Genomic DNA, 16,140 nt, shown 5'->3' with positions numbered 1-16,140 from the left:
TCGCTTCCTCTCAATCCCACAGCAGCTTCTGGGGGTACTCCTTTGCTTGCTTGTGCGATCGCCAATTATGTGATTCGTACTCAGGAAAATGTGGTGTTAAATAATGCGGCTCAAGAGGGACAATTTACCCGCGATCCTTATATTGCAGCTACTCAACCGAAATCTATTCTTTGTACTCCTCTGTTGCACCAAGGTAAGCTGACTGGTCTTCTTTATTTGGAAAATAATTTGACTGAGGGGGCTTTTACTACCGATCGCCTGGAGTTGTTAAAACTTTTATCTGCCCAAATTGCTATTTCTATTGAGAATGCTCAACTTTACAAAAATTTACAGGAGTTTAATCAAAACTTAGAGCAATTAGTGAGCGATCGTACTCAACAATTATCGAACACCCTAGAGGCTTTAAAAGCCACCCAAACTCAGCTAGTCGAATCTGAAAAAATGGCATCTCTAGGAGGATTAGTTGCTGGTGTTGCCCATGAAATTAATACTCCCATCGGAGTGGGCGTCACTGTTGCTTCAGCTTTGGCAGAAAATACCACAGAATTTGCATCTATTTATAAAAGTGGCAAAATGAAGCGCTCGGATTTAGAAGAGTTTGTCGATATTGCTAGTCAAAGCAGTAAAGCACTTCTAATTAACCTAGATCGGGCGGCAGCCTTGATTCAAAGCTTTAAGCAAGTAGCAGTAGATCGCTCTAGCGAAGAACGACGTACTTTCCAGATCAGACCTTATCTTGATGAAATTTTATTACAATTAAAACCAAAGTTGAAAAATAGCCAACATTCGCTTAAAATTAAGGGAGATAGCAAAATAGCTATAGATTCTTATCCAGGAGCATTGTCCCAAGTTGTGACAAACTTGCTAATCAATTCTCTGATTCATGCCTACGAACCAGGGATTTCTGGGGAACTAATCTTTGATTGGGAGCAAGAAGGTAATCGGCTAAGGTTTGAATACGCCGATGAAGGTAAAGGTATTCCCCCAGAAAACTTAAGTAAAATTTTTGAGCCATTCTTTACCACTAAGCGTGGTCAAGGTGGCAGTGGGTTAGGGTTACATATTGTCTATAATTTAGTCACCCAAAAACTAAAAGGTGAAATTGAATGTATCAGTGAGGTGGGAAGAGGAACCAAGTTTATTATTAAATTACCCATGCAAATTGATTCACCAATGTAGATTTCCAATTCCGATTTCCTGGCCAAGATAACTAAGTAAGTCCACCTCATTAAAAGTAAAATAAGGATGACTGAAAAGGTTGCTGTGTAACTCTTCTCCCTTCTGCCTTTTTCTTAACAGGTTTTCTAACTTCAAACCTAAACATTAGTAAAAAATAAAGGTGTACAGCAATGAAAAGTGATTTTGACGATTTGTTAACTCAACCATCTCCAGAAACAGTATACTTTGCCGAAGTAATCGACTCGGATGACGAGATATTGTTTGCAGATGAAACCACAGAAGAAAAACTGCGTGAAAGCTGGAAAATTTTAGTTGTAGATGATGAGGCTCAAGTTCACACCGCTACCGAAATTTCACTCAGGAAGTTTGTCTTTGAAAATAAATCTTTAACCTTCATTAATGCTTACTCCGCTCGTGAAGCTAAACAGCTAATCCAAGAAAATCCTGATGTTGCCATCATCTTACTTGATGTAATTATGGAAACAGATGATGCTGGCTTAAACTTTGTTAAATATGTCCGCGAAGTCTTAGGCAACCAGTTAGTGCGAATTATTTTACGCACGGGTCAACCCGGACAAGTACCTGAAAAAAGCATTATTATCAATTACGATATTAATGACTATAAAACTAAAACTGAATTAACGACATCAAAGCTATACACTACGATGCTAACAGCTTTGAGAAGTTTTTCTCTAAGTCATAAATTGCAGTCTGAAATAGAGCGACGCGAACAAGTAGAGAAAGCACTCCGTCTCAGTGAAGAAAAAGAGCACCAAAAATCTGTTGCCTTAGAGCATTTTGTCAAAGAACTCCAAGAAACACAACTCCAGCTAGTTCAAAGTGAAAAAATGTCTAGTCTCGGTCAATTAGTTGCAGGTGTCGCTCATGAAATCAACAATCCGGTTAACTTTATTTACGGCAATCTATCCCACGCGAACGACTATATTAAAGAACTCATTAATATGTTGAATCTTTACCAAAAGTATTACCCGCAACCAGAAGCAGAAATTATCCATGAAATAGAAGATGCAGAGTTGCCATTTATCATAGATGATTTACCAAAATTGCTTTCTTCCATGCAGTTAGGGATCGAACGCATTCGCAATATTGTTCACTCTCTACGCAATTTTTCGCGGTTGGATGAAACTGAAATTAAATCAGTAGATATCCACGAAGGCATTAATAGCACTTTGCTGATCTTACAGCACCGACTAAAGGCTAAGTCTGATCGGCCTGCTATTAATGTGATAAAAGACTATGGTGCATTGCCACTTGTGAACTGTTATGCCGGTCAGCTCAATCAGGTGTTTATGAACCTTTTAGCGAATGCTATAGATGCTTTAGAAGAGCGGCTAAGTAGAGAAGATGGTGCAGTTTTTCACCCCCAGATTTTGATTCGGACTGAAGTTGTACCCGGCAATTCGCATGACAATATTAGCTCGGCTTCCCACATCCTGGTAACAATTTCTGATAATGGTGTGGGCATGACAGAAACAGTTCGTGCTAAACTTTTCACTCCCTTTTTTACTACTAAACCCATAGGAAAAGGTACAGGCATGGGATTGTCCATCAGCCGAAAAATTCTGATAGAAAAACACTGCGGTCAATTGGAGTGTATTTCTACGCCAGAGCAGGGAACGCAATTTATTATTGATCTGCCGACTATCTGTAGAGCCACTAAGATCGCTGTAGCGAATGCCTAGAAAACTTATCTGGCTGAATTGATTGATCATATAGCAATCCTTGCAGGAGTCGTAAACTTTTTACCCCACCCCAACCCTCCCCTTATCAAGGGGAGGGAGTAAGAAATTCACAAATGATTTAGGATTGCTATATATCGGTTTTCAGTTGCATGAGAATAGGGTAATTGCTAATTCCTCATTCATCGGAATTCTGACAGAATTTTTTCCCGCAGCAAGTCCCCCCTTTGCTGGGGTGGGGACTTGCTGCGGCTTTAGCCACATTCTTCTAACTTAATTGTGTTGGTTTGCAATATATTTTTTAACAATCTCTTCCGAGGCGTTACCAACTGTGCCGTAAAAATACAGTATATTCCATGTATATTTAGTACGCTGCATTCCGTAGAGAAGCAGAAAAAATGAAAATTTATGGGATCGAGTTTCGTAAAAAAATAGTCAAAGCTGATGAAACCGGTGATACATCAATTAGGGCGGTGTTGAATTGTTGAGCGCGTAAATACAAGATTAACACATCCTGATAGCTCGTTTGACAGGAAAAACTTTTTGTTATTCTACATCAGGTAACAAGTTGCTCAGACATTCCCTTCGATTATTAATTCACTATCTAAAATTGGCTAATCTTCCGATGCCATATCAAAATCAAATAAATTATTTTGGTTCTCTGCGATCGCCGACGTTGCTTAGTTATACCCTAATTTATAAACGCCTTTTTTTGTAAAATAATCTAGGCGCTCAACGTTCTTCCCTCTGCCGTAAATGCCGCCCGATTTCTTGATGACATACGTGCCAAAAATACAGTGATAAATTCAGAAGAGCTAATAATTTAGTGCCATCTTCTAACATCGCGTGTAATCCTAGACTTTGAGACTCAAAAATATCCTCAAACCGTGAGATAGCAAACAAGAGGAATGCTGCGACTAATGGCAGGTAAGGAGTGGTTTTGATGTATCGCCAAAACTTAACTCCATAAAGGAAAACAGCACTACCATAACAGAAATAAATTAATTTGATTGATATTCCCAACCCAGAAAGCATCAAAGTCATCCGAAACCTGTCATCTAGGAAAAAGACTCCGAGTAGTAAAGCACTAAAAAATAAGAACATCCCCGATCTACTCCGCGGCTCTTTTTGGCGCAGCACTCCGAAAGTAAATGCACAAATTGCGACTGGGGTGCACCAGAGGACTTCGGAAACTCCGGTGAGAATTCCTTCGTAAGGGAACCAGAAATTAAAAGGGTCGCTAAACAGGCGTTCAACTCCGTCTCCCTGGTTGTTGAGTTTTGCGTATACGCTCAGCCCGCCCAAAATCAGAACAGTCAGAATGTTAAAAGCAGCTAAAAACCGTACACGAAAAAAGTGTTTTTTGAAAATTTCTAAAGAATTTGAAAACTTGGGAATTTTATCGAATAAAGGTAGATGCTTCATAAAAAATGTCTCTAAGCAATAGAGTTCGTTACTTATCCACTGGTAGCCAAACCACAAATGTAGTGCCGCGATCGGTTGGATATAATAAATTAGTTTCTGCAGAGGGCAGCCATTCTGGATTGAGTGGGGAAAATACTTCTATTTCTCCTTGCATTTGGCGGACTAAATCGCGGGCGATCGCCAAACCCAATCCTGTACCCGGAATTTCTGTCTGCGCTTTTTCTCCCCGGTAGTGCCGCTCAAATAAATGCTCTAAATCCTGGGGAGGAATGCCGGAACCTGTGTCGCTGACGGCAACTGCTATGGCAGGCAATTGGCTGTATCCTGCCCGATCGCCATCCGCTGCTTTGTACCGGACTTTAATATAAATTTGGCGGCCGGCAGGGGTATATTTCAAAGCATTGTCAATTAAATTGCTCAAAACTTCGCGCAAAGCTCGATCGTTCGCTGAGACTGGTGGCAAATTCGCCTCCAGGTCGGCGACCAATTTCAGATTCCTTTCTGATGCGATCGCCTCGGCGGAATTTAACAGCGGTTTTAAGACTTCTGTAACAAAACAGGATTCCTCCAAATTGGCCACAGGTGACAGCGACAGAGGAGAATGCCGGATTGATTCCACATTGGACATGGCTTTTTCTGAAGTGCCCGATCGCAGTTTTAGATGTGCTTCGCCGGTGTCAACAGTTCGATCGAACTGGCCCAGCAACTCTTGTAGCCGATCGCTCTCTCGGACAATACTAAAAGCCACATTGCGGTTTTTGTCTTCCGGTACCAACCGCCGCGCTAACAGCTTGCCAAAAGTTCGCAACGCTGTCAGCGGACTTTTGAACTGGTGCAGCAAATTGTGCATCGTGTCGTAAACCTGAGCCTGGATTTGTCGGGCCGAACCCAATTCCTGCTGCATCCACTGCGATCGCTGGTCTAAAATGCAGGCTAGGGCTAAGGTGCGAGCAATTTGTTGTATTTGAGCCTCTTCTCGCTCGTTCCAAGGCCTGTCTTGCCGACCGCTGACTAGGAGTCCCATTACAGCTCCCTCGTGTATCAGAGGCGTCACAATTTGCATCCGCTGCTGCCACAAATTCTCCGGGCCTTGGCACTGATGGGAACTGCGCTCCTTACCCGGAAGTCGATCGGGTGCGATCGCCTCTACCGTTGATTCTTCCACAGGCCGAACAGGCGGCGCCAGCAGTCGCGGTACCGGTTTCACTGTCGAGCTTTCGGAAGATTGCAACCTCAACCCCTGATTTTCTTCCAATTCGGCTGAGGTTTCTGGGTAAACTGCGATCGGCACCAACTTTGCTTCGCTGCCTTCTACCAACTCTTGTGTCAGGTATACTGCGCTGAATTTCGCTCCCAAACTAACGGCGATAGCCACCTGCGAACGGCAAAGTTTGACAAATTCTGAACTGGCTGGCATTAACATGAGCGCCACATTAAGATATCTAACGGAATTTTAAGTAAATTACAAATGATCGGCGGCCGATTACTGATGAGATACTTCTCGATTTCAGATTTATTCCCTTTGATAGAAGGCAGCTATGTTGAAGGCATGGGGCTTTCATGAACCAACATTGCCCCGCATCGCCCTCCGCGCAGCTTCCACAGATCCCCAAGCTGGGCTTTTGGCGGAACTTGCGGCCCACCATAGCACAACCGCTACACTTTTGTCGATCGGCACGAATGTTAAGATTATGTCGATATATTAAAAACAGTTGAAATTTTGAGCTAGAACGGATATACTGGCCTCGGATTTGGTAGCTATCATTACAACCTGTCTGCTCATACTGTCTGCTCACAGAGGAGGTAAAGAAATTGGCCAGGAGACGCAAACGCAAGAGTCGCCGCCGACAAGAAGGACGCAGAATTTTAGAGTGTGTGCCTCAATATAGCATCGAGAGCGGCGAAGATAAACCCGTAACAGCGGCTCGCAAGTTCATCCATGCAGAAGGCATTGCTCCCCCAGCTTTGCTGTTAGTCAAGCGTAACGAGCATACCACTGACAGATACTTCTGGGCTGAAAAAGGTTTATTTGGAGCCCAATACGTAGAAGAGAACCATTTCTTGTTTCCCAGCTTAAAGGTGATGTTGGAAGCTACCACAGAAAAAATTCCTGTGGTGTCAGCCAGCCGCGCATAGCTCAAAATGTTTAGCTCAAAACATTGACAGCAATGTTTTTCTAAGTTTTTTAACAAAAGCGCGAGAGTTCTCATTGTCTGGAGAGTGCCAACTGAAATTTCTGCGAAAAGTCCTTAGAAACTAGGGTATAAGGAGCCATCGCAACAGGCGTGATCGCAGCCCAAGGGCGATCGCCACAATTGGCACTTTCACGATAATGGTTTTTTTTTGACTGTTTTGTCGATCAAATTTGTCGATCGAACCAGTGGCTCAAAAAAACAGCCACGGGTTTATCAACTAGAGAGCCGCTCTTGAGTCATCGGTTTGTCAGCTCGAAGTCTAACTACGGCATCTAGCATATCAAAAAACGTTCCCCGTCAAACTTTTAATCGATCGGTTTCAAATCTAAAGCTTTTTGCATGGCTGCTAGTTCATCGCGGTGAGCTCTGACAGTAACAAAGCTCTTGGTTTGGCTTCCCGACTCAGCAACTGATTCGAGTTTGAGGGAGACTTGCTCAGAGCGTCCAGCTTTTTTCCAATAAAATACCCCCGCCAGCGGGGACAGCAGTACCAAAGCTAGGAAAATTTGACCTTGTTGGGGAACTAGCATTCCCAAAACCAGTCCCAAGCACAGAGTGCCACCTGCACTCAGCAGAGTTAGAAAAATAGCTAGAAACCAACTCGGCCGCACAAAACCCTCAAACGTGACTTTATAGTTGGGGGCATCGACGGCTGCAACTCGGTAAGCTCTATCGGCAAAATACTGTTGTAAGTCGGTTAACAGTGACTCTTGGGCGCTCTCGGAAGCCAGCTTGACTTGTTCGATGCGATCTTTGACTGAAGCCTTGATGAAGAAAAACAAGCCTACGGCCAACAGCAGCGTCAGCACAAAGGTAGAGGGAAGAACAGCAGTATCCATTGGTAGAAGTTTGTGTAATTGAAATTATCTACTATTACTTTACAGAACTTTACATAAGAAAGCGATCGAGGACTTACGCGGACACTTTGTTATCAAAATTCGCAGAAAGCTTCTTCTGCAAGGCGTTTTGCTCTCCATCACCCAATAATTCCCATATCTCCCCATCATCCCTAATTCTCAAGTGACAATGCGTAAGTCCTGACGTAGTGTAGCTGCTTTAATCGCTGTGTGGCGATCAAGCAAAGCGAAGGCAATCCGGCAAATCGCTTTGCAAGTAGCGCCAGCATCTCCAGGGTTTAGGCATCCGATTCCAACTCGGCTAACCTGTGTGACCAGTTTCTAAGGCGCGGGAACGACGCTCTGACGAGCCGTTTCCCTGACCAATGTACTCATGCCAGAGACGAGCGAGGTCTTGAGCTTGGTGACGCCACTCAGGGAGGATTTGATACATCCGGCGGGGGCGGCCGCGTCCTTCTACTTTTTTCCAGTAACCGGTGATTACGGCTTCATCTTCGAGGAATTTCAGAGCGCTGTAGAGAACGGTATCAGATAGTCGGTAGATGGGGAATTCCCTCTCTAGTTGGCCAATCAGTTCTGTACCGTACGAATCTCCGCGCAATAACACGGAGAGAATGTAACACACAGCTAATTCCTTGTTTAGATAAACAGGAGGGGGGTCTTGAAAAAATTGATAGATATGTTCAAACTTCATCTGTCTTGTCCGCTGGAAACTCTCGTGATACCGTCAGGTTAACGGGAGAGGAAAGCGGGGCGGGGTGTGCCGCTTCCTAATGATTAAGTGGGACACTGGGGAAACAGAGGTGCAGTATTTCCCCAGTGAATGTTGATAGCCCCAAACGCTTGTCCTGCACTTCGGTAATGTGGGCCTGCGGCTTGGTTGAGCAGCGCTGACGTAACGCCGCTTACTAACTTCCTCTTCCAATCTATCGCAGCGACTATTGTCAAGTGTGCGATCGCCTGCAAGAATTGGCAGTTACTTTGGAAGTTGGTGTTTTAACTGAATTTGCCGTTGATGTTTGCGTTCTAGCTTGGCTTTAAACCGAACTCAGGCCTAACATAGCCCGCAGTGTAAAAGTTAGAAAGACAAAAGTCGCTACAATCGAACTAATCAGGGCGATCGCACTTGTCGGTCGATCGAGCAGGGGTTTGAGTCGCTCGAACAGGAAAAAGAAAATTCCCAGACATATCGTAATGAAAAAGCGAGGGTAGCGAGAGACGTTATTAATAAAATCTTGCATTGGCTTGGTGGGGTAAAGTGTCACAGCACGATCTTTGACTGGTAACACTTGTGAGCGAGTTAGACAATTTTGGCACAGCCGGAGCTAAATCTGCCGATCGGGCGATCGGGCATTTTTGCCGGCGAGGCTGACATATATAATTCTAACGAAAACTTTTCGCCGATCGCTCCGGCACTGTCTTTTTAATGCCACTTAATGCCACGCGACCTCCGGTAACAACTTCAGAAGTATGTCTATTGAGTTCTAGTTGTGATAAATATTATAGGGCCGTTATTTCTAGATAAATGTCTGCTGCCGCACCTTCTTTCGTCTTGCCACGTCCCTTTCTGAAATGGGCAGGAGGCAAAACTCGGTTGATTGGACAATATCAACCTTATTTTCCTGAAAAGTTCACAACTTACTACGAGCCTTTTTTGGGTGGCGGAGCTGTATTTTTTTACTTAGCACAGCAGCACCCTGGTTTGCAAGCTGTTTTAACAGATATTAATCCTGAGTTGATTAATGCTTATCGCTGTGTCAGGGATAAAGTTGAGGAGCTGATTCTACTTTTACAGGAGCATCAGTTAGAACACACCAAGGACAATAAAAATTATTATTACTCGGTGCGATCGCGCTCCTACAAAACAGATACAGAAAAAGCAGCACGCCTGATTTACCTAAATAAAACTTGTTACAACGGCCTCTATAGAGAAAACTCAAAAGGTGAATTTAATGTTCCCATAGGTCGATACAAAAATCCTAACATTTGTCAAGCAGATTTACTGCGATCGGTCTCATCTTTACTCGCGCCCGCTCAAATTGAAGTCAGAAAATTCGGTGAAATTTTGGATTTTGCTACCAGCAACGAAGACTTTGTTTATTTTGACCCGCCTTATTATCCAATCAGTGCCACCAGTAACTTCACGACTTACAGCCGGGATAATTTCAAAGAATCGGAACAGATTAAACTGAGAGATATTTTTGCAGAACTTGCAGAACGGGGCGTGAAAGTTATGCTGTCTAATTCTAACTGCGATTTTATCGAAAAAATCTACAGCGATACTCAACTTTTCCCAAATAAATCTCTGCCAAAAATCATTGAAATTTCAGCATCTAGGGGAATTAATTCTAATACTTCTAAGCGCGGCCAAATCAAGGAATTATTAATACGTTTATTTTAAATCTTATTTAAGCCAAGTCTCTAATTAAGGAAGGAGAATTAAATAACTTACAATGCGTGATGGTTCTTGTGGGATGGGCGTCCCGCCCGTCCAGAAATGGCGGGCTTTCTGGCCCAACCCCTACACCCCACAAACTTGTGTAAATTATTTAATTCGCGATCCTAAGCATATTTTGTAGGAGCAATACGTAGTTTCCCCACACGCGGTGCAAGTTCCGTAAGTTCTGTTACAGATATTTGTTAGCCCAGGTAATAAAACCTTCGAGCTTGTGAACTGCCAACAGATTTTGATTGTCAGGAATTTGTTTTTTAAACCAGTCGATCGAACCTTGCCTCATACCGTCACCGCCCACTATAACAATAGTTGGCACTTGATAACAATTTTTAATATTTAAATTGAGGTAAGGATACTTCTCGTCTACTGAACCTTTGTCTTCTTGCCACTTGCACTCAACAATTAGACCCCGAGAAAACCCACCGGAATTAACAATGTAAAAATCGACATTTATTTCAGTTTCATAAATGCTAGACCCGATATAAACCTGTTTAGCATATCGCTTGGGATTTTCAGTAGAGATTAAGAGCCACTCTAGCTTGCGCTTTTTCGGCAACTGGGGACATATTTCGAGATATCCGTGGCCTCTCAACGTACCTTCTACAGTTGTTTCTAAAACAAAACCAGTTTTATTGGCTCTACAACCCCTATTCATTTTGTTGGCTCCTGAATATAATCTGAATTAAGCCGATCGCACTTGAATCACCCCTCGGTCAAAAACCCGCTTGTCAGTACCAATAGAACTGACAAACATCCGGTCATCATAGACATCAAACGTCGCAAAACTCAGGCGGCTAGCAGAATACTCCGTCCACTCAGAACGCCCCACCGGACGAGTGCCCCCGCCGGCACCGCAAATTAAATAAGTCGTACCGTTAATCGAGCGAGTGCGTTCGTAACTGTGCTCGTGTCCGTTGATATAAAGCTGCACGCCGTACTTTTGAAACAAAGGCGCCAAAGTCTTAATAAAAGGTTGATTCGATCCGTAGACGCCAGAGGAATAAATCGGGTGGTGACCGAACACAACTTTCCAAGATGCCGTGCTCTGACTCAACTCTTTTTCCAGCCAAACAAGCTGATTTTTCCAATCCGCATTGTGATTGGTATCTAAAGCAAAAAACTGTACCGGATCGCGCCGAAAAGTATAGTAGCGACCTTGCATATTAAAACCCGCATATTTAACTTGCGGATCGCCGTTAGCAGTGCGGATGTCGTGATTTCCCAGACAAGCATAAAATTTTACGCCTTGCTGCAATAAGGGCTGATAAGGCCGCTCGAAAACAGCATTAATTTTTTCAATTTCGCCGTTGTTGTAGATATTGTCGCCGGCGAGAACAGTAACATTAAAAGGGTTTTCCCGGTGATATTGCGCCATCGCCTCAGCTACAGCATACTGACCTTCAGCGCCGGTACCGGTGTCGGCCACCGAAATAAAGCGTAAAATAGGCTGTGAGGCCGGCAAAGGGACGATCGCCCTTTCTGCCTCAACGTTAGAAGCCACAGCAGCATCGGTGTCTGTACCCCAGGAAGTCCGAAGCTGAAACATTTTCCAGACTCCGGCAAAACCTAAGCTGCTGAGACTGCCTAAAATTAGAAAGTGACGGCGTTTGATGCTCATTTTGATTCAGTTACAACTAAGTTAAATGATAAATTAAGGTTGAGATGGCTCAATTAAAATTTATCGCGTTTAGATATATTTGCAACGCCCCAAAGCAGAGAAAATGTCAGAAGAACAACTAAACCAGTCAACTCCAGAACCCTCTCAATCTCCGACACCGCAGGTTGATTCGGCTGCAAAGTCTGCCCCCACTGGCAGCAAAACTCAAAATGCCAGCAGCGCTGTTCCCAAAAATCAGACAATCAAAGCTTTGATGGCCTCGATTGGGAATTTGGGAAAAAAAGGCAAAAAATTAGCAGCAGAACCCCCGTTGCAGGCCCAAAAGCCGATCGCGCCCACCGCTTCTGACTCAGCAACAGTAACTCCTCCCGCTGTTGCTGTGGAAGTTAACAGCGTGCCGCCAAAAGTTGCTGTAAAAGTTGATAAAAAGCCTGTATCCCAACGCAGGGAAGGGAGTTTTTTAGAGAACATTGGTGTACTTTGGCAAAGTATTGTACGGCTAGTGCGATCGCTACTGCCACCATCTGCCAACGAGAAGCTGTCCGATCCAATTTTAAACGCCGCCATAGCAGCAACTCTTATCGTTGTAGTCGGTGTAACTTTCAACAGTTTCTCAGCAAAACCGCCGGAGAAAGTAGCAAAAGTGCCTTTGCCAGCAGCGCAGCAGTCGCCGCCAACGTTTGGTGATTTTATGGCATCGGGAACGCCAAAATCGCCAGAGGCGATCGTACCATCTGAGCCAATCTCTACTAAATTCAAAAGCAAGTTGCCCGATTTAGTGGCTCCAGAAAAACCCCAACAAGTAGAACTTATCCCACCGCCACCGCTGACGCCCGAACAGTCTCTGATTGCTGCGATTCAAAATCAAGTTACTGACATTAAGAATCGACTGGGCGGCGGTTTAGTTGAGTCTGTTCAAGCTAATTTTTCCAGCAGCATTTTGACAGTAAAAGTCGCTGAAGATTGGTACAAACTCAGCGAAGTTGAGCAAAATCAACTAGCAAAGAAGATGTGGAAGGAGGCTAACTCACTCGATTTCAGCAAGTTAGAAATTGCCAACATGGAAGGAAAGTTAATAGCTAGAAGTCCGGTTGTTGGTTCGGAAATGATTATTTTAGACAGAGGGATTAATTAGAATTTAAATAGTCTGTATCTGTACACCATCTTACCAGCCTTACAGTCCAGGACGCAGAACCTAATTATGTAGGGTGTTGCCTGCATACCTTATGGCTGTTGATTTGTTTGAGAAATATCGAACTTTTCCAAACTCCGACAGAATGCTACCATTCAATTAATAACGTTTGAGGAAAATTGAAAAATGACAATTTTAACTCAAGTCGAACAACTAGAAATTGAATATCCCAGCAGCGACGGAGAGCCGATGGCTGAAAGCGACATCACGCGCGATTACATTACTTACAGCATTGAAGCGGTCAAGCTTTACTTTCAAGAACGTTCTGATGTTTATGTGTCAGCCAATTCTTTCATATATTATGAAGAAGGGAACAATCAGGCAGTTGTGGTCCCGGATGTTTATGTGGTGTTTGGAGTAGCCAACCGCAAAAGGGATAATTATAAAGTTTGGGAAGAAGGGGGAATTACTCCAGATTTTGTCCTAGAAATTACTTCGGAAACAACTCAGACGAAAGACCAAGAAATTAAACCGGAAATTTATCGGGCTTTGGGAGTTAGGGAATATTTTCAGTACGATCCGTCGGGAGATTATCTGAATCCGATTTTACAGGGAGTACGTTTGATAAATAATCAGTACGAGCCGATTGCAGCCAACAATATCGCTTTCGATACGCTGTGGTTGTTCAGTGAAGTGCTGGGACTGGAATTGCATATAATTTCAGGAGAATTGAGGTTTAGAGTTCCTGAAACGGGTGAGTTTTTGAAGACTCACAAGGAAGAGAACCTGGGACGACTGGCGGAGCAACAAGCACGACTGGCAGCGGAGTCAGCTTTGCGATCGCTCGTAACTCAACTCTTAAATTCTGGGAGGAATCTGGAACAGGTGGCGCCAATGATGAATTTATCGACTTTGGAAGTGAGACGGTTGGTAGGGGAAAATTTTTGATCGATCGCACTTTTCCCAGATATCAAGAATAGTGCGATCGAACTATGGGACAAAATGAGAACAGTCAACAGTCAACAGTTAATAATTAACTAATGACTATAGAGGCTTATTAGTAGGTTTAAAACCCTGCTTTTGAAAATAGGTTCTAAATACCTCTTGAGCAATTGGTGCCGCCGATACAGAACCAAATCCGCCGCCTTCAACTATAACTGCGATCGCAACTTCCGGTTTGTCAGCAGGAGCAAAACCCACATACATAGAATTGTCAGGATGACCGGGCATTTCCACCGTCCCAGTCTTACCAGCACTTAAAGGAATAGTACCATCATTCATGCGTTTGCCGGTACCTTTTTTCACCACGTCAATCAATCCCTGGCGAACAACATTCAAAGTTGCAGGCTTAATACCTGTGGGAACTTTTTGGGTAATAGGAGTGTTGGTTTGAGAAGCCAATAAATGCGGCTGAACTCGATAACCGCCATTAGCAACAGTTGACACCATCACAGCCAATTCTAGGGGAGTACAAAGTACCAAACCTTGACCGATCGACATCGTTACTGTATCGCCAACGTACCAATCTTCCCCATACATTTTCTGTTTCTCTGCGGGTATCGGAACTTGACCGTGATTGGCGGATTCTAACCCCAAAAGATCTAAATTAATAGTACCGCCAATACCCATTTTTTTAGCTGCTTTCGCCATTTCTTCGGGGCCTGCAGCCATACCTACTTGATAGAAAAACGTATTGCTGCTGTAGGCTAAAGCATCGCGGAAACCGATAACGCCGTAACCGCCGCTGTGTTCGTTAAAAGAAATTCCGCCGATGTTAATTGACGAAGAAGTTCCTAAAGTCGAGTCAGGAGAAAACTTGCCAGACTCCATCCCGGCTATAGCAGTGACAATTTTAAAAGTGCTACCGACTGGATAACCTTGAACTGCTCGATTTAAAAACGGTTTTTCTGGCCCTTGCAGTCGATCCCATTCTGTTTGAGTCACCTTGCGGGTGAAAATATTGGGGTCAAATGTCGGCCAACTAGCCATTGTTAAAAGAGCTCCGGTTTTTACGTCGATCGCCACAACTGCACCCAGGCGATCGCCCAAAGCTTTTTCCGCAGTTTTCTGCATATCTAAATCTAAAGTTAGCTGCACCGGTTTGCCGGGAATAGGGTCTTTTACACCTAAATCTTGGATTTCTTCGCCCTTAGCATTCACCTCGATTAAACGGTTTCCCCAAACGCCCTCTAAAGTTGAATTGGCTAATTTTTCAACTCCCATTTGACCGACGAGCATCCCCATCGGATATGCAGGATTAGCTTTTAATTGCTCTAAACTAGCTTCGCCGACGTATCCCAAAAGGTGAGCTGCTAATTGCTGGTGGGGATTGTCTCGGCTCGATTCTACGCGAATTTCAACTCCCCGCAAAGTATTAGCTTGTTCTCCCAAAGCGACGAAAGTACCGACATCGATATCTTTACTAATTCGCACTGGCAGGGCTGATCTGTAGCCAGCTACATCGATTTTTTTGATAATTTCGGCCGCGGGAAGTTTGACGATCGGGCCCAGTGTAGCGGCGATCTCTTGCCACTCCTTGGCCGATCGCTCTTTTGGCCACACATAGACCGATCGAGATACGCGGCTGGCCGCAAAAATTTTGCCGTTGCGGTCTAAAATTTGACCGCGAGTCGCTGGGACTGAAACAGGGCGAATGCGGTTATTTTCCGCCCGCTGTCGGTTGTAGGCTCCCTGTACCAGTTGCAATTCGGCTAGACGAAATATTGGTAGCGCCATCAAGGAAGTGACGAGCAGCATAAAAATCATAACTTGGAGCGATCGGCTGCGTTGCCGTGAAGCATTGTCCAAGCCATTTTTGTCGAATCGGATTTTAGAGTTAAAAGAAAAATCGCCAGCCATATTAATTAATCTGCTCTTTTTATTCAACTAACAGGTTGATACGGTTCCCATCCGGATGATTGGGCAGATGATTACAGGGATTATAACTCCTAACTCTTTAGTAACAGACATAAATTCTGTCGATTGGCAGACGAATCAGCCGGATTGTTTAATTAAGATATATAAGATGTATGTTAAATATCAAGTTTTTTTGACAATTCAACTGTTAAGGAGGTAGGGGCGCTGTGGAACCGATCGATTTTTTGATTGCTTGGCTCGTGACGGGTAGCAGCTTGCTGCTAATTTCTCAACTGCCGATCGGCGTAGAAATTGACAGCACACCGAAAGCAGTAATTTCCGCTGCGGTTTTGGGAATGTTGAATGTTTTAATTTTGCCAATTCTGAAAGCAGTTTTTTTCGTGCCGAACCTACTGACGCTGGGATTGCTTTCCGGCGCGTTTGCTTTTGTCATGAACGTGATTGTTTTTGCCTCGGCTGCGAAGTTAGTGGAAGGATTTAGTTTGCGGATGGGCCTTTGGAGCGCGGTACTGGGGGCGATCGCCTTGGCTGTAGTTAGCAGCTTTATCAACGGCGCACTGATTTAGTAACTTCCCCTGATAAAGGGCGAGAGAAATCGCCCGATATTTCCCACCCTTAGCAGGCGCGTTTCCTGTGCCTACAAGCCATTTCTATCGCCCAATATTTCTTCTCCCTTCTTCCTTCAATCCGTTACATCCGTTA

17 protein-coding genes are annotated in these 16,140 nt (G+C 44.0%); 8 read left to right on the top strand and 9 right to left on the bottom strand.

Annotation, left to right across the window (positions count from 1 at the left end; all coding sequences use genetic code 11):
• Window positions 1-1,179 (top strand): GAF domain-containing sensor histidine kinase (locus QUA07_RS06395; RefSeq protein WP_333323474.1); only part of this gene is annotated, 1,179 nt, incomplete at its 5' end.
• Between the two features lie 170 nt (window positions 1,180-1,349).
• On the top strand, window positions 1,350-2,882 hold the full coding sequence (locus QUA07_RS06390; RefSeq protein ID WP_333323473.1) for an ATP-binding protein: 1,533 nt from the start codon (window positions 1,350-1,352) through the stop codon (window positions 2,880-2,882).
• A 270-nt stretch (window positions 2,883-3,152) separates the two neighbouring features.
• Here QUA07_RS06390 and QUA07_RS30005 read toward each other — a convergent pair whose 3' ends face one another.
• The 3 genes from QUA07_RS30005 to QUA07_RS06375 all read right to left on the bottom strand — a co-directional run bounded on the left by QUA07_RS30005 (window position 3,153) and on the right by QUA07_RS06375 (window position 5,721).
• On the bottom strand, window positions 3,153-3,257 hold the full coding sequence (locus tag QUA07_RS30005; protein ID WP_445242835.1) for a transposase: 105 nt from the start codon (window positions 3,255-3,257) through the stop codon (window positions 3,153-3,155).
• A 354-nt stretch (window positions 3,258-3,611) separates the two neighbouring features.
• On the bottom strand, window positions 3,612-4,304 hold the full coding sequence (locus QUA07_RS06380) for a hypothetical protein (RefSeq protein ID WP_333323471.1): 693 nt from the start codon (window positions 4,302-4,304) through the stop codon (window positions 3,612-3,614).
• A 28-nt stretch (window positions 4,305-4,332) separates the two neighbouring features.
• Window positions 4,333-5,721 (bottom strand): GAF domain-containing sensor histidine kinase, encoded by a 1,389-nt coding sequence (locus tag QUA07_RS06375; protein WP_333323469.1) that lies wholly within the window; start codon window positions 5,719-5,721, stop codon window positions 4,333-4,335.
• Window positions 5,722-5,842: 121 nt separating this feature from the next.
• Between QUA07_RS06375 and QUA07_RS06370 the strand changes: the two genes are divergently transcribed.
• Both QUA07_RS06370 and QUA07_RS06365 read left to right on the top strand, forming a co-directional pair.
• A complete protein-coding gene (locus QUA07_RS06370) occupies window positions 5,843-6,010 on the top strand; it encodes a hypothetical protein (protein WP_333323467.1) in 168 nt (55 codons plus the stop codon).
• Between the two features lie 106 nt (window positions 6,011-6,116).
• Window positions 6,117-6,440: a DUF3155 domain-containing protein gene (locus QUA07_RS06365; RefSeq protein ID WP_006635576.1), complete on the top strand. Its 324-nt coding sequence runs from the start codon at window positions 6,117-6,119 to the stop codon at window positions 6,438-6,440.
• 364 nt (window positions 6,441-6,804) lie between these two features.
• Here the strand turns inward: QUA07_RS06365 and QUA07_RS06360 are convergent, their stop codons facing one another.
• The 3 genes from QUA07_RS06360 to QUA07_RS06350 all read right to left on the bottom strand — a co-directional run bounded on the left by QUA07_RS06360 (window position 6,805) and on the right by QUA07_RS06350 (window position 8,597).
• The gene (locus tag QUA07_RS06360) at window positions 6,805-7,338 is read right to left on the bottom strand and encodes a cofactor assembly of complex C subunit B (RefSeq protein ID WP_333323465.1); all 534 of its coding nucleotides are present in this window, start codon (window positions 7,336-7,338) and stop codon (window positions 6,805-6,807) included.
• A 319-nt stretch (window positions 7,339-7,657) separates the two neighbouring features.
• Window positions 7,658-8,050, bottom strand: a complete 393-nt coding sequence (locus QUA07_RS06355) for a PadR family transcriptional regulator (RefSeq protein ID WP_333083597.1) — start codon at window positions 8,048-8,050, stop codon at window positions 7,658-7,660.
• 343 nt (window positions 8,051-8,393) lie between these two features.
• Window positions 8,394-8,597 carry a DUF751 family protein gene (locus tag QUA07_RS06350; RefSeq protein ID WP_333083642.1) on the bottom strand — a complete coding sequence of 68 codons (204 nt, stop codon included), beginning with the start codon at window positions 8,595-8,597 and terminating at the stop codon, window positions 8,394-8,396.
• Window positions 8,598-8,881: 284 nt separating this feature from the next.
• Between QUA07_RS06350 and QUA07_RS06345 the strand changes: the two genes are divergently transcribed.
• A complete protein-coding gene (locus tag QUA07_RS06345) occupies window positions 8,882-9,757 on the top strand; it encodes a DNA adenine methylase (RefSeq protein WP_333323463.1) in 876 nt (291 codons plus the stop codon).
• 226 nt (window positions 9,758-9,983) lie between these two features.
• Here QUA07_RS06345 and QUA07_RS06340 read toward each other — a convergent pair whose 3' ends face one another.
• Window positions 9,984-10,466 carry a PD-(D/E)XK nuclease superfamily protein gene (locus tag QUA07_RS06340; RefSeq protein WP_333083600.1) on the bottom strand — a complete coding sequence of 161 codons (483 nt, stop codon included), beginning with the start codon at window positions 10,464-10,466 and terminating at the stop codon, window positions 9,984-9,986.
• A gap of 27 nt (window positions 10,467-10,493) precedes the next feature.
• Complete coding sequence (locus QUA07_RS06335) at window positions 10,494-11,429, bottom strand: metallophosphoesterase (RefSeq protein WP_333323461.1); 936 nt, start codon at window positions 11,427-11,429, stop codon at window positions 10,494-10,496.
• A 103-nt stretch (window positions 11,430-11,532) separates the two neighbouring features.
• On the opposite strand from QUA07_RS06335, the gene QUA07_RS06330 reads away from it, so the two are divergent.
• On the top strand, window positions 11,533-12,564 hold the full coding sequence (locus tag QUA07_RS06330; RefSeq protein WP_333323459.1) for a hypothetical protein: 1,032 nt from the start codon (window positions 11,533-11,535) through the stop codon (window positions 12,562-12,564).
• A gap of 183 nt (window positions 12,565-12,747) precedes the next feature.
• Window positions 12,748-13,509, top strand: a complete 762-nt coding sequence (locus tag QUA07_RS06325) for a Uma2 family endonuclease (protein ID WP_333323456.1) — start codon at window positions 12,748-12,750, stop codon at window positions 13,507-13,509.
• A 96-nt stretch (window positions 13,510-13,605) separates the two neighbouring features.
• Here the strand turns inward: QUA07_RS06325 and mrdA are convergent, their stop codons facing one another.
• On the bottom strand, window positions 13,606-15,420 hold the full coding sequence (gene mrdA, locus QUA07_RS06320; RefSeq protein ID WP_333323455.1) for a penicillin-binding protein 2: 1,815 nt from the start codon (window positions 15,418-15,420) through the stop codon (window positions 13,606-13,608).
• Between the two features lie 224 nt (window positions 15,421-15,644).
• Between mrdA and QUA07_RS06315 the strand changes: the two genes are divergently transcribed.
• On the top strand, window positions 15,645-16,004 hold the full coding sequence (locus QUA07_RS06315) for a phage holin family protein (RefSeq protein WP_333052282.1): 360 nt from the start codon (window positions 15,645-15,647) through the stop codon (window positions 16,002-16,004).
• Window positions 16,005-16,140 lie beyond the last annotated feature (136 nt).

It is taken from the genome of Microcoleus sp. T3_A4 (assembly GCF_036700465.1).
GTDB lineage: Bacteria > Cyanobacteriota > Cyanobacteriia > Cyanobacteriales > Microcoleaceae > Microcoleus.
This window is presented reverse-complemented; position numbering and strand designations above follow the sequence as displayed.

What these genes read in the sequence shown, in the direction of transcription:
- QUA07_RS06390 (WP_333323473.1), top strand. Translation starts at nt 1,350, where the DNA reads ATGAAAAGTGATTTTGACGATTTGTTAACTCAACCATCTCCAGAAACA.
- QUA07_RS30005 (WP_445242835.1), bottom strand. Translation starts at nt 3,257, where the DNA reads ATGCAGCGTACTAAATATACATGGAATATACTGTATTTTTACGGCACA.
- QUA07_RS06380 (WP_333323471.1), bottom strand. Translation starts at nt 4,304, where the DNA reads ATGAAGCATCTACCTTTATTCGATAAAATTCCCAAGTTTTCAAATTCT.
- QUA07_RS06375 (WP_333323469.1), bottom strand. Translation starts at nt 5,721, where the DNA reads ATGCCAGCCAGTTCAGAATTTGTCAAACTTTGCCGTTCGCAGGTGGCT.
- QUA07_RS06370 (WP_333323467.1), top strand. Translation starts at nt 5,843, where the DNA reads ATGTTGAAGGCATGGGGCTTTCATGAACCAACATTGCCCCGCATCGCC.
- QUA07_RS06360 (WP_333323465.1), bottom strand. Translation starts at nt 7,338, where the DNA reads ATGGATACTGCTGTTCTTCCCTCTACCTTTGTGCTGACGCTGCTGTTG.
- QUA07_RS06355 (WP_333083597.1), bottom strand. Translation starts at nt 8,050, where the DNA reads ATGAAGTTTGAACATATCTATCAATTTTTTCAAGACCCCCCTCCTGTT.
- QUA07_RS06350 (WP_333083642.1), bottom strand. Translation starts at nt 8,597, where the DNA reads ATGCAAGATTTTATTAATAACGTCTCTCGCTACCCTCGCTTTTTCATT.
- QUA07_RS06345 (WP_333323463.1), top strand. Translation starts at nt 8,882, where the DNA reads ATGTCTGCTGCCGCACCTTCTTTCGTCTTGCCACGTCCCTTTCTGAAA.
- QUA07_RS06340 (WP_333083600.1), bottom strand. Translation starts at nt 10,466, where the DNA reads ATGAATAGGGGTTGTAGAGCCAATAAAACTGGTTTTGTTTTAGAAACA.
- QUA07_RS06335 (WP_333323461.1), bottom strand. Translation starts at nt 11,429, where the DNA reads ATGAGCATCAAACGCCGTCACTTTCTAATTTTAGGCAGTCTCAGCAGC.
- QUA07_RS06330 (WP_333323459.1), top strand. Translation starts at nt 11,533, where the DNA reads ATGTCAGAAGAACAACTAAACCAGTCAACTCCAGAACCCTCTCAATCT.
- QUA07_RS06325 (WP_333323456.1), top strand. Translation starts at nt 12,748, where the DNA reads ATGACAATTTTAACTCAAGTCGAACAACTAGAAATTGAATATCCCAGC.
- mrdA (WP_333323455.1), bottom strand. Translation starts at nt 15,420, where the DNA reads ATGGCTGGCGATTTTTCTTTTAACTCTAAAATCCGATTCGACAAAAAT.